Below are 12,139 nucleotides of genomic sequence, written 5' to 3'. Positions count from 1 at the left end.
ATTACTTCAATTGAAGAGATCGAGAGAATATTGTAATAAAAAACGACCTTTATAATCTGTAGGCAAATGCCCATACTCATAAAGAGTGCGGGACAGGATAATTCCGAGGAGTAATTCAGTCGAAACCAAACTATCCATCTAGATAGTATCCCGATTGAATCCGTGTGTATAAATATACTAGACTCAATTGCCTACAGATTATAAAGGTCGTTAGTAGGTACAAATTAAAACCGGTTAAACCGGGTTTAAGCCTACCTATATTTTAAGCCAAATACCCATGAGTGTCAAGATACCCAATTTAGCCCAGAAAAGCGGCCCAGAAGACCAAGTTTTAGACCTAGCCCTCAGGCCGCAGACATTTGAGGAATATATTGGCCAAGAGAAAATTAAGGCCAATCTAGAGGTCGCCATTGGCGCTTCCAAGAAGCGCAAAGACCAGATAGAGCACATCCTACTACATGGTCCGTCTGGATTAGGCAAAACGACCCTAGCCTACTTAATAGCCAAAAAACTTGGAGCTTCCATTAAGATAACTTCTGGCACCGCCCTCGAGAAAGCCGGCGATGTTGGATCTATTCTAACCGGCCTAAACGATGGCGATATCCTATTCATAGACGAAGTTCACAGACTAAACAAGACCATCGAAGAGGTTATATATCCGGCGATGGAAAACTACAAGCTAGACATCGTTATAGGCAAGGGCAATGCCGCAAAGACTATTCAGATTAATCTCCCCCGCTTTACCCTAATAGCCGCGACTACGAGGATATCTCTATTATCTGCTCCTTTTAGATCGCGATTTGGTATGAACTTCAGATTAGACTTTTACAACGAAACGGAGATAGCCAAGATAGTTTTGAGGTCAGCCTCCTTGCTAGGCATAGCCATAGACCAGGAATCTCTCCTCAAAATATCCGCAGCGTCTAGGTTTACTCCTAGAGTTGCCAATAGATTATTAAAAAGAGCTCGGGACTACGCTCAAATGAAGGATTCTCTAAAGATAACAGCAGACCTAGCCCAAGAGAGCCTAGACATGCTAGAGATAGACAATCGCGGGTTAGAAGATACTGATCGTAAAATATTATTAGCCATCGCAAAAAAATTCAATGGCGGACCAGTGGGCTTAAAAACTATAGCCGCATCAATATCCGAGGAAGAGAATACTATTGAGGACGTCTACGAACCCTACCTAATGCAGATTGGATTCATGGCTCGTACCCCCAAGGGTCGCGTCGTAACCCCTGAAGGCGCAACCCATGTCGGCGCAACAGTACAAAATAAATTAGCATAGAATTATGTCCGGGCACTCAAAGTGGTCTCAGATAAAGCATAGAAAGGCTATCACCGACAAAAAGAAAAGTCAGGCCTTTTCCAGACTCTCTCGTTTGATCACTATAGCCGCAAAGAAAGGGGTAGACTCAAAATTTAATATCGCCCTAACTCAGATAATCGAGAGAGCGAAGAAGGAGAACATGCCCAACGAGAACATTGAGAGAGCGATAAAGAAAGTTAAAGACGGCGGACTAGACCAGCTGGAAGAACTCTCTATAGAAGCTGTGGGTCCAGGAGGAGTCGCCTTGAAGATAAAGGCAATCACAGATAGTCGCAACCGAACCATAGCTGAAATAAAAAGATTCTATCGAACAATAACGCAAAAATGGTATCACCAGATAGCATTGGCTGGATGTTTAGCCAACCCCCTCTTCAGATGACAGATCCAATTCACCAAGAACAGCTAGAAAAACTATTAGAAGCCCTAGGCGACCAAGACGACGTCGAGGATATAACCGACAACCTAGCATAACGATATGCGAATAATTGGTATAGACCCGGGCACAACTAGAATTGGCTTTGGCATCGTAGACTACGAAAACTCTAAGTTCAGTCCCGTAAAGTTCGGGATAATTAAGAACCTAAAGAAAGACAATTCCTATAGCCTAGTCCTAGCTGAGAAAGAAATTTTAAAACTAGTAAAAGAATATAAGCCAACTTTGGCCGGCATAGAGAAGTTGTTCTTTTTCAATAACCAGCGAACCGTTATGGCGGTCAGTGAAATGCGCGGAGTGCTTCTTTTGGCTCTGACCAAAGCTGGATTACCCATAGTAGAGCCCACTCCCCTGCAGGTTAAGCAAGGCCTAAGTGGCTATGGCAAGGCCGACAAGACACAAGTACAGAAGATGGTAAGAATGCTTCTAGGGATACAGGAGGAAATACGACCCGACGACGCTGCAGACGCCTTGGCTATTGCAATTTGCGTGGCAAATAATTATACTCCCATTATTAAATAGTTTAGTTCGTTTTTTGTTATAATTACGTCCACTAAATTTATTCTATTCACTAGCTCAAAAAAAACGTCAGAGCTAGTGAGGATAAGTGGTGGAGACTAACAATGATTCTCGACAAAAAATACCTATTATTGGACGAGGACGACCTTAACGAAATAGAGGAAGGGGCCGAAAAGGAAGGCGACCCCAAGAAAAAAAACGTCCTCGAAGATCAAGACGCAGAAGAGGAAGACGACGAGGAGGACGAGGAGGAAGAAGACCCAAAGGCCGCGGAGGGATGGGATACGGAGGACGAGGAGGAAGAAGACGCGGCTTAGCATTAAATAAAAAGAGAGGGAGCATACGACTCCCTCTCTTTTTATTTAATACGCATTGATAATATCCATATTTTATGGCATTATACTACGTAATGCACTACGACATTAGACCTATTATCCGACGCGCGAAAAAACTTGGACGAAGCTTTGTTTACATCCCAACAAAAAAAATACTCGCAATCGTACCGTGGCTAATCGTTATAGGCGCCATATGTGGCTTCTCTTATTTTATATACCTAGAAAGAACTATCCCCGATCCTGGCACCTTAGTGTTTAGGAAAGTCAGCGAGTCTACTAAAATATTTGATCGTACTGGCGAAATACTCTTATACGACATCCACGGAACCGAGAAGAGAACCGTAATCCCCTGGGAACAGATGCCTATCAGTATTAAAAATGCCGTTTTGGCCTCAGAAGATAGTGGTTTCTATACTCATAAGGGGTTAGATATTCAGGGTATTATGAGAGCGTTTTGGAAAGACATTACCGGGCTGAATCTCTCTCAGGGCGGCTCAACAATAACTCAGCAATTAGTAAAAAATGCCCTCCTTGGCCAACAGAAAACTATATCTAGAAAATTAAGAGAAGTAATTTTGGCGATAGAGATAGAGCGTAGATTTTCAAAAGACCAGATATTCTGGATGTATCTCAATCAAATACCTTTCGGATCAACTCTTTACGGGATAGAAGCAGCTAGTGTTAATTATTTTGGCAAAAGAGCCTCAGAGATGTCTATCTCAGAATCCGCTACTCTTGCGGCGCTAATCAAGGCTCCGTCTTATTATTCTCCCTATGGCAACCACTTAGAAGAGTTATTCGGCCGCCGAGATTTTGTCTTGGATAGAATGCAGTCCTTGGAATTAATAAGTGCCGAAGAATCTCGAAGCGCTAAAGAAGAAAAGATAACTTTCAAGCCGTCTAAGGAGGCCCTACTCGCGCCTCATTTTGTGATCATGGTAAAAGAGTATCTGACTCAAAAATACGGAGAAGAAGTAGTCGAGAACGAGGGGCTCAAGATAATCACTACGCTCGACGTGGATCTTCAAAAAATTGCTGAAGAGTCTGTAACAAAATACGCAGCTATAAATAAAAAACAGTACGGAGCTAAGAATCTAGCCATGGTTGCCTTGGATCCAAAAAACGGAGGAGTTCTCGCGCTAGTCGGATCTAGCGACTATTTCGATATAGCTAACCAAGGCAACTTTAATGTAATCACTTCTCCTAATCGCCAGCCCGGCTCGTCTTTCAAGCCCTTCGCTTACGCCGCCGCACTCAACAAAGGCTTTACCGATTACACAATATTGTTTGATTTAAAGACAGAATTCAATCCCCTCTGCAATCCTGATGGATTACAGAATAAAGACAAGTACGGACTCTCTTGCTATCATCCTCAAAATTATGATGTCTCTTATCGCGGGCCAGTCACCATACGGCAGTCTCTAGCTCAGTCACTCAACGTTCCATCGGTAAAAACGCTCTATCTAGCTGGCACTAAAGAAACCCAAGAACTCGCCACAAATATGGGTATTACCACCCTGAAGGGCGACTACGGCTTATCTTTAGTCCTTGGTGGAGCAGAAGTTCGAGCTATAGATCTAGTCTCTGCCTATGGAGTTTTCGCTAATGACGGCATAAAAAATAACTGGAACATAGTAGCCAGAGTCGAGTCTAATGATGGCTCGATAATGGAAGAAAGAGATGTAAAGCCAGAAAGGGTTTTAAACGCCCAGACTTCTAGATTAATTAGCAACATCTTATCAGATAACGCGGCAAGATCCGCAGTCTTTGGCTACTCCAGCTCTCTGTATATCCCAAACAGAGAAGTGGCGGCTAAAACTGGAACAACTCAAAACAATCGAGATGCCTGGGTACTTGGATATGCTCCCAATATAGCCGTAGGTGTGTGGAGTGGGAACAACGACAACACATCAATGTCTCGTGCAGGTGCCGGCATAAGCGCTTCAGGGCCTCTCTGGCACGAGTTTATGGTAAAAGCACTCGCTAGACTACCAAAAGAAGATTTCATCAAGCCTGAGCCAGTTTCAACAAATAAAATAATGTTAGATGGCAATTATATATACAAGAAAGATGAGTTATCTACTCCGGAGATACACAGTATTTTATATTATATAGATAAAAACAATCCTTTAGGCCCTTTTCCCTCTAATCCCAGTAACGATCCTCAATTCAATAATTGGGAATGGATCGTTCGTAGTACCTATGACTTCTAAAATATTAAATAACAAATAAGTCCNNGGACTTATTTGTTATTTAATATTTAACTTGTCAGGCTTGAGTCCTTTACTTACTAAGTGCCTACGCAAAGACTCTATTCTAAGATTAATTTCCATAGCAATTGTCTTATTTGATGTTATTACTGTGAATGCATTTATTCTTCTATTAGATTCTATGGATATGTTAAATTCTAATATATCATTCCCAAACTCGTCTATTAAAAAATCTTGCAAGGCCTGCTCAGCTTCTCTATTATCCTGACCAATTAGGACAAAACCTTTATTTCTTTTGTTTAGAGCGTTGGCTATACCTCTGAACATATTAAGATTGATTCCTTAGAGGCATTATAAGATACAGCGTATTGCCCTTGTCTTCTGCCGGTCTTAATACGATAGGACTTCCTGCGCCAACGAATTCTATAACCAGCTTCTCAGTATCTATTATCTTCGTTCCATCTAGCAGATAGTGATAGTTTACAGAAACATCAAATGGCTCCCCTCTTAATAGTGATTCTATTCCTGTTTCTATCTCTCCCTTATCGGAATTTTTTGCTATTATTTTTGTCTCTTCTTCGGAGCAACTTATCTTAACATCGGAGATATTAGAAGAAAATAGTCCAGCTAATCGTACTGTTTTTTCCAAATCGTTTTTATTGACCAGAAGTTTAGATGTGAATTTCTCAGGTATAACTTTTTTATAGTCAGGATAATTACCATCAACTATCCTGGATACAAAATCCATATCTTCACTTGAGAAAGCAATCTGATTTTCACTAAGATAAACATTTAGATCTCCTTCAATATCTCCACATATTCTAATAAGCTCGACTACTGTATTCCTTGGTAATATGACCGACGCCGTCTGTGTATTTTTTACAGAGATGCTCTTCTCGGCAAGCCTAAAACTATCCGTAGCCGCGACTGTTACTGTACTAGACCTGAAGTCTGTATAAACCCCTGCTAGCTCTGGCCTAGTCTCAGATATGGCTATAGAATCAAAAACTGAAGCAAGTAGCAATTTAACCGCCTTTGCCTGAACCACGCTAATTAAATTATTTTTAATCTTAGGAATTATGGGAAAATCACTAGCACTAAAACCTAATACTTGGGTCTTATACTTCTCGGAATTAATAATTAAGATATTATTTTTAGTTGAGATACTAATTTTGTCATCTTCTATTCCATTAATAAGATCTACCAGTATCCTTGCTGGTACAGCTATCTCTCCAACTTCATCAATCTTTGATCCAATTGAGTAACTTATACCAACCTCTAAGTTAGTAGCCGATATCTTTAGCCTACCGTTCTCTGTTTTAATCAAAATATTACTTAGCATTGGTAAGGTGGTATTTTTGGAAACAACTTTTTCTACAATACTGAGAGCTTTCTTAAAATTCTTTTGGTTAACAACTGCTTTCATGTGTGGTTATAATAATATATTTATTAGATATTATTACTCTTATTATAGATGTATTTTCTGTGGATAGATAGTCACCCAGAGTCTTAAATCGTAGGCCCAGAGTAGTCAGGTGAGAATATTCATCTTGGACACAAGTGTTCATAAGGTATGGACTGTCTAGGTATAAGCTAAGTACAACTAGAGGATAAGAAATTGCATATCGCCCTAAGCAGCTACTTATACGCAGGCTTTTCAACTACTTATCAAAAGAATTATACACACGTTCTTTGATGAGTACTAATTCTTGTTTTAACGGTTCATCTCCGCTAGATTCTTCTCTTATCTTCTCGCAGGCATGAATTACCGTAGAATGATCTCGGCCACCTAATTTTTGACCTATCTCTGGGAATGAAAGTTTAGTCTCTTCTCTCAATAAGAACATAGCAACTTGTCTGGGTCTAACAACTTCCTTCTTTCTGCTACGCTTTGTTAGGTCATTGGCGGATATGTTGTAAAAATCAGCAACAGCTTTTAGTATTATCTGAGGAGATGTCTTCCTATATGGGGTACTAAGGTATGTATTCAGAATATTCTTAACTTCTTTTAGATCTGGGGTTTTATTATATATCTGACTAAAAGCCACAACTCTATTCAGGGCGCCTTCAAGCTCTCTAACATTTTTTTGAATATGAGTAGCTATATAGGTTAGAACGTCTGTATCTAAGCTAGTTGCTTTTTCGGTACATTTGTTTGTGATAATAGCTAATCTAGTCTCAAAATCAGGTAGCCCAATATCGGCTATCATGCCGCCCTCAAAACGAGATCTTAGGCGCTCTTCTAGAGTGGGGATGGCTTTTGGAGGCCTGTCCGAAGATAGGACAATTTGTTTATTCTTTCCGTACAATTCATTAAAAACCGAGAAAACTATTTCTTGAGTTTTTTCTTTCCCGGCTATGAACTGAATGTCGTCTATAATAAGCAGATCTAGTTTAGAATACCAATTCTTAAGATCTTCTATGCTTCGAGTTCTTATGGCATCTAGCATATCGGCTGTAAATTTTTCAGTTGGAATGTACAGAACCTTACGATCTTTGTTCTCTGAGATTATTTTATTGCCAATAGCCTGAAGAAGATGAGTCTTCCCAAGGCCAACTCCACCGTAAAGGAATAATGGATTGTAAAGCTTGCCGATATTTTTAGTTACTCCAAGCGCGGCGGCATAGGCAAGCTCGTTATTAGAGCCCACCACGTAAGTCTCAAAAGAATAACGCTTATTGAGGTTTGTAGCCTTGTCGACATCGACGTCGTGGGTGCTACTTTCTAGTTTGTCATCCAACTCCTTATCTAGGACAAGCCTAGAGACGTCTGGGCGTATGGGCTCTAGCTTAGGACGACCAATAGTGTATTTAACATCTCTAACGTCTGGTGCTAAGCTTCGAACGGACTGAAGAATTTTTTTGTTGAATTTATTCTCAAGCCACTCCTTAATAAAGCCATTAGGCACGCTAACCAGGACCCCATTCTTATCTTTGGACACGATAGAGGTGTTTTTGAACCAGGTAGTAAAATTTGCCCTACTTAAAGACAACTCCATTTCTCCCAGCACAGCTTTCCATAGTTCCTCGTTAGTCATCTTAGTTTGGTAAATTTAATTTAGTGTTTGGCACTTACTCAACTCTGTCTAAAGCATTATAGGACAATGGCAACTAGAAGAAAGGTTTCAACAAGTGGATATACTGTTTATAACAAGTGGAGATAATAAGTAAATATTGACTTTAAAAATTTTAATTGCAAAAGATTGAATGTTTTAAAAATAACTTACCCTGCCGGTTGACTGTCTCCTGAAATGATAATAGAATTAACGTATTAATCTTAAATTAGGGTTATAACACATGCAAACCACAACATTTAGACCGAAAAAGACGCCTAGAAAAAGAAAACACGGTTTTCTAGAGAGGATGAGGACTAAGTCTGGAAGAAAAGTAATAGCTCGACGCAGGCAGAAGGGCAGAAAGAGGTTGACTGTATAATCGTGGCCCTCTCAGGAAGGAATAGGCTGGCGGCTAGAAACGACATAGATGAGGTTTTTAAGCTCGGGAAAGCTGCTAGAGGCAGCTTTTTACTCGTTAAATACGTGCTAAAGGGTGCTGGCGCAGTCAAGGTCGCGGTTATGGTGCCCATGAGCGTCGCCAAGAGCTCCGTAGACAGAAATCGTATAAAGAGAACGATGCTAGAGGCTGTTAGGGTACAGATAGGTTCCATGCAAGAAGGTTGTCGAATTGTCTTAGTGGCACAGAAGGGCATACTTTCAGAAGACAGAGATGCCATCGCTAGAGAAATCGTATTTCTAATAAAAAAGGCTAATCTAAATAATCATGAGTAAGGCGATCGTGGCGTTGATAAATTTTTATAGAAAAATAAATAGATACTGGAGCGTTGTTCCAATTCCTTTTGCTGTCGCTGGATGTAAATTTCATCCAAGCTGCTCAGAATATGCAATTCTAGCGATAGAGAAAGACGGAGCTCTGTCTGGCGTAGCCAGAGCTTTAAAAAGAATAATAAGGTGTAATCCCCTTTCAAGTGGGGGCGTAGACCTACCATAGTAATATGTCCATGTTTTTTAATGAGATAATATATAGGCCGCTACTGAACATAGCAATAGTAATTTATAACGCTCTACCCGGGAATGATTTTGGAATTGCGATTGTAGTAATGACCGTTTTAGTTAGGCTGGCGCTCATGCCCCTCTCTCTTAAGGCCTTAAGGTCTCAGCAGGCTTTAAACAAAATAAATCCCAAATTAAACGAAATAAAAGAAAAGTTTAAGGATAATAAAGCTGCCCAGTCTGAAGCGATAATGAAGCTATATAAGGAAGAGGGCGTGAATCCTCTAGCTGGATGCCTCCCACTACTTATTCAGTTGCCCCTTTTATTCGCACTGTACAAGGTCTTTGCCGTTGGATTAACCGAATCAAGCTTGAGCCTCTTGTACAGTTTCATAAGTAGGCCGGACGCGGTGAGCCATCTATTCCTTGGCATCGTAGATATAACACAAAGAAGCATACCCCTAACGGTCCTAGCCGGGGTCTTACAATTTATTCAGGGCTGGCAACAAAAAAACAGCGTCAAAGGAACTCCCGGCGTAGGCAAAGAGGTCGCGGCTTTAAATAGTCAAATGTTGTATTTCTTGCCAGTTTTCATTATAATTATTGGTTGGAAAATGCCAGCTGGATTAATAGTGTATTGGGTAGCAACTACAGCCTTTTCCATATTTGAACAGTTTTATATAAAATCAAAAAAATCATAATAATATGGAAGACTACATAAAGAACAAAGACAAAATAAAGGAGGCCATAAAGAGGATCGTCTCCTACATGAATATTGAATGCCAAGTCGAGATAGACAAAGAAGTCGGGGGTAATTCGAAAACTGTCCTGGTGTCCATATATACTCCGGATAATGCCAAGTTTTTAATTGGGAGAGACGGGCAAAATCTAAAAGCTCTGGAATACGTGGTTAGGAACATGTTCGCTAAAGACGTTGGAAGCGATGTCTCGTTGGCGGTAGATGTTAATGATTATAAAAAGTCTAAGGCGAATTACGTTATCGATCTAGCCAGACAAGCGGTCATGCGGGTTAGAAACATACAAAAGGCTGAAGCCTTACAGCCAATGTCCTCGTATGAGCGCAGGCTAGTACATATGGAGCTGGCTTCATATCCGGATATTGCCACAGAAAGCATAGGCGAAGAGCCACAGAGGAGAATAGTGATAAAGCCATATTCTATATAACTCTAAAATATAAACAACAGTTCCGCCAAAAGCGGAACTGTTGTTTATATTGCTAGCAGAAAGACTATTCTGCCGTCTCAACTAAATACAGTCTCTCGTCTATGTCGTTGAGTACTATTAGGTAGTCTTCAAGTAGAGATAAGTGGGCCTCTCTCGGGCTTATGTGTCCCGGTACGGGCTTTACGTCTATAGGCTTGCCGTCTTCAGCGTTGATTTTGTAGAGTCTCTGATTTGGGTCTCCTGGATCTTTAGCTCCAATGCAATACACCGTGCGACTATCCATGCTCCAGGCGCAATCAGAGGGCCTGAGGCTTAACTCAACAGAAGACATGACGCCCGTCTCAATATCTATAATCCTTAGCAAAGGTTGCGACTCACCGGCCTGAGAATATATCATTCTCTTACCGTCTTTTGACCACAACTCAGACAATTCGGATACGTTGTTTAGTATGGAGGAGATTTCTCCTTTAGTATTTATTCCTAGTAAATTAGTGGAGCCCGTGTTCTCATCTACGCTCTTTAGAATGATTAAGTCGGCCTTGGGCCACGCTAGAGAGACACTGCTCATGCGTGTGCTTAATATTCTTTTTGCCCCAGATCCATCAGGAGAAGATATGTAGATATAATTTAGTTCATCGCCTACTAGAAAGTAGGTTAAGTTCTTTCCATCTGGAGAGAAGGCAACCGACCGGATGCCTTCGGTTAAGAGAGTAGACTTCTTGGTTTTGTAGTTAAAGTATTTGTAGGCGTTACCAGCCGGCTCATAAAATAGACTTATTACCTCTTTCTGCGTAGGAGACCAGACGGTGGATAAGAAATTAGGCAGGTTAGCTAAGGATAGTGGCAATTCTTTTTTTGTTGATAGGTTAAGTTCAAAAACATGTCCAGTTGCCTTTTCGTAATATAAGATCGAATTGTTGTCTTTCGATGGGGCTATAGAGTTTATCTTTCTGGTGATTGCGATTCTATCCGAACTAGGGCCTAGGGTATCTGCTGTGGCCTCCAGCGATTTATCGTCGAACCTGGATAGCATGTTCCCCGTTCCGGCAGAGTCCGTATCTGGTAGTCCCCCCCTACTAATAATATAGCCACCCAAAAAAGCTATTACTATTAGACTTAGCATTATTAGCCCAATTAATATTTTTTTTGAATTCATTTTTAGATAAGCCATATAATTCCGAGGAGGTCGTTATTACTCTCCAAATGCTTCGTCTGCGGCTTTGGCGGCGTCCTTCAGGGCCTCGCTCTCATCTCTATAGCTTAGATATGTGCCTATAATCTGCCAAGGCAGAAGGCCTAGCGCTGGCACTAAATTGGCACAAGATGCTGCGATAAATTTAGATAAGGGGCTACTTCTTGCCGCTTTATATATCCTTGCGGTTTGTCTACCAATCTTCGCCACTCCCTTCCCGCCAATTTTCCTAACAGTTTTATTGCGGCTAAGTTTATGCGCTATTCTGGAGATCTGCACGGTGCGTCTCTCAATGTGAGCCATGTTCTTCTCCAAATTTTTTAGAAAAACAGCTAGCTTCTGTTGGTATTTCTTGGCATCGTTTTGCTTAGTGTTGGTCAGCCAGAATATCCACAGCATAATCAAGGAGAGCGTGATGCTAATTACTGCCGCTATGAAATAGCCAACTCCGGTTAAAGCCAAGAGGTCAAGTGCGTCTACAATCGTAGCGAGCAAGAATAATATTCCGTACTTAATTTTGGAGGGTTTTCCAAATGAATGACCCTCTTCTTTGATTTGGGCTACCTCGTGATTGATTTCGCTCAAGTCTGTGGCTAGACGCAATTCTTCCAGTTGGGCGCCTAAAAGCTCTTCTTCGCTTGCGACGTCTTCCTCTCCTAAGTCTACAGTATCCTCTGAGGTCTCGTTTTGAGTGGCCTGTTCGTCTGCGGGCGAACTATCTATGGATTCATCTCTAGGATCGATCTCGGCGGAGACTTGGTCCGGCAGAATGTTTTCAGTGTCGCTGGGCTCGGCTTCTGTGGGTGGCCCATAATTACCCGCGCTCACGCCCCTACTCTCGTCTGACTGTGATGTCGATTTTTTCTCTCTCAAGTCTATAATATTTCCCGACGTTTGGTTCTGTCCGGCTGCCATTCATATG

The 12,139-nt window shown here is 41.2% G+C and carries 15 protein-coding genes; 10 read left to right on the top strand and 5 right to left on the bottom strand.

Features of this window, described 5'->3' with window-relative positions; all coding sequences use genetic code 11:
• Positions 1 to 277: 277 nt before the first annotated feature.
• The 5 genes from DEG18_03875 to DEG18_03855 all read left to right on the top strand — a co-directional run bounded on the left by DEG18_03875 (position 278) and on the right by DEG18_03855 (position 4,833).
• A complete protein-coding gene (locus DEG18_03875) occupies positions 278 to 1,291 on the top strand; it encodes a Holliday junction branch migration DNA helicase RuvB (protein ID HBX58716.1) in 1,014 nt (337 codons plus the stop codon).
• Between the two features lie 4 nt (positions 1,292 to 1,295).
• Positions 1,296 to 1,712 (top strand): hypothetical protein, encoded by a 417-nt coding sequence (locus DEG18_03870; protein HBX58715.1) that lies wholly within the window; start codon positions 1,296 to 1,298, stop codon positions 1,710 to 1,712.
• 96 nt (positions 1,713 to 1,808) lie between these two features.
• Positions 1,809 to 2,288 carry a crossover junction endodeoxyribonuclease RuvC gene (locus DEG18_03865; protein HBX58714.1) on the top strand — a complete coding sequence of 160 codons (480 nt, stop codon included), beginning with the start codon at positions 1,809 to 1,811 and terminating at the stop codon, positions 2,286 to 2,288.
• A gap of 101 nt (positions 2,289 to 2,389) precedes the next feature.
• On the top strand, positions 2,390 to 2,602 hold the full coding sequence (locus tag DEG18_03860) for a hypothetical protein (GenBank protein HBX58713.1): 213 nt from the start codon (positions 2,390 to 2,392) through the stop codon (positions 2,600 to 2,602).
• A gap of 74 nt (positions 2,603 to 2,676) precedes the next feature.
• Positions 2,677 to 4,833: a hypothetical protein gene (locus tag DEG18_03855; protein ID HBX58712.1), complete on the top strand. Its 2,157-nt coding sequence runs from the start codon at positions 2,677 to 2,679 to the stop codon at positions 4,831 to 4,833.
• 36 nt (positions 4,834 to 4,869) lie between these two features.
• Here the strand turns inward: DEG18_03855 and DEG18_03850 are convergent, their stop codons facing one another.
• The 3 genes from DEG18_03850 to dnaA all read right to left on the bottom strand — a co-directional run bounded on the left by DEG18_03850 (position 4,870) and on the right by dnaA (position 7,868).
• Positions 4,870 to 5,157 (bottom strand): hypothetical protein, encoded by a 288-nt coding sequence (locus DEG18_03850; protein ID HBX58711.1) that lies wholly within the window; start codon positions 5,155 to 5,157, stop codon positions 4,870 to 4,872.
• Between the two features lies 1 nt (position 5,158).
• Complete coding sequence (gene dnaN, locus DEG18_03845; protein ID HBX58710.1) at positions 5,159 to 6,256, bottom strand: DNA polymerase III subunit beta; 1,098 nt, start codon at positions 6,254 to 6,256, stop codon at positions 5,159 to 5,161.
• Positions 6,257 to 6,491: 235 nt separating this feature from the next.
• Complete coding sequence (gene dnaA, locus DEG18_03840; protein HBX58709.1) at positions 6,492 to 7,868, bottom strand: chromosomal replication initiator protein DnaA; 1,377 nt, start codon at positions 7,866 to 7,868, stop codon at positions 6,492 to 6,494.
• Between the two features lie 259 nt (positions 7,869 to 8,127).
• Here dnaA and DEG18_03835 point away from each other — a divergent pair, with 259 nt between their 5' ends.
• The 5 genes from DEG18_03835 to DEG18_03815 are packed head-to-tail and all read left to right on the top strand — an operon-like array spanning position 8,128 to position 10,025.
• Positions 8,128 to 8,265, top strand: a complete 138-nt coding sequence (locus DEG18_03835; GenBank protein ID HBX58708.1) for a 50S ribosomal protein L34 — start codon at positions 8,128 to 8,130, stop codon at positions 8,263 to 8,265.
• Complete coding sequence (rnpA, locus tag DEG18_03830) at positions 8,262 to 8,618, top strand: ribonuclease P protein component (GenBank protein ID HBX58707.1); 357 nt, start codon at positions 8,262 to 8,264, stop codon at positions 8,616 to 8,618. The genes DEG18_03835 and rnpA overlap by 4 nt, the downstream gene beginning before the upstream one ends.
• The gene (gene yidD, locus DEG18_03825) at positions 8,611 to 8,838 is read left to right on the top strand and encodes a membrane protein insertion efficiency factor YidD (GenBank protein HBX58706.1); all 228 of its coding nucleotides are present in this window, start codon (positions 8,611 to 8,613) and stop codon (positions 8,836 to 8,838) included. Before rnpA ends, yidD begins: the two co-directional genes overlap by 8 nt.
• Positions 8,839 to 8,842: 4 nt before the next feature.
• A complete protein-coding gene (locus DEG18_03820; protein HBX58705.1) occupies positions 8,843 to 9,541 on the top strand; it encodes a hypothetical protein in 699 nt (232 codons plus the stop codon).
• A gap of 4 nt (positions 9,542 to 9,545) precedes the next feature.
• Positions 9,546 to 10,025: a hypothetical protein gene (locus DEG18_03815; GenBank protein HBX58704.1), complete on the top strand. Its 480-nt coding sequence runs from the start codon at positions 9,546 to 9,548 to the stop codon at positions 10,023 to 10,025.
• A gap of 64 nt (positions 10,026 to 10,089) precedes the next feature.
• Here the strand turns inward: DEG18_03815 and DEG18_03810 are convergent, their stop codons facing one another.
• Entirely contained in the window at positions 10,090 to 11,196 is a 1,107-nt protein-coding gene (locus DEG18_03810) for a hypothetical protein (GenBank protein ID HBX58703.1), read from the bottom strand.
• Between the two features lie 21 nt (positions 11,197 to 11,217).
• Entirely contained in the window at positions 11,218 to 12,132 is a 915-nt protein-coding gene (locus tag DEG18_03805) for a hypothetical protein (GenBank protein HBX58702.1), read from the bottom strand.
• Positions 12,133 to 12,139 lie beyond the last annotated feature (7 nt).

The organism is Candidatus Yanofskybacteria bacterium, assembly GCA_003514055.1.
Lineage (GTDB): Bacteria > Patescibacteriota > Minisyncoccia > 2-02-FULL-40-12 > GWA2-44-9 > UBA12115.
This window is presented reverse-complemented; position numbering and strand designations above follow the sequence as displayed.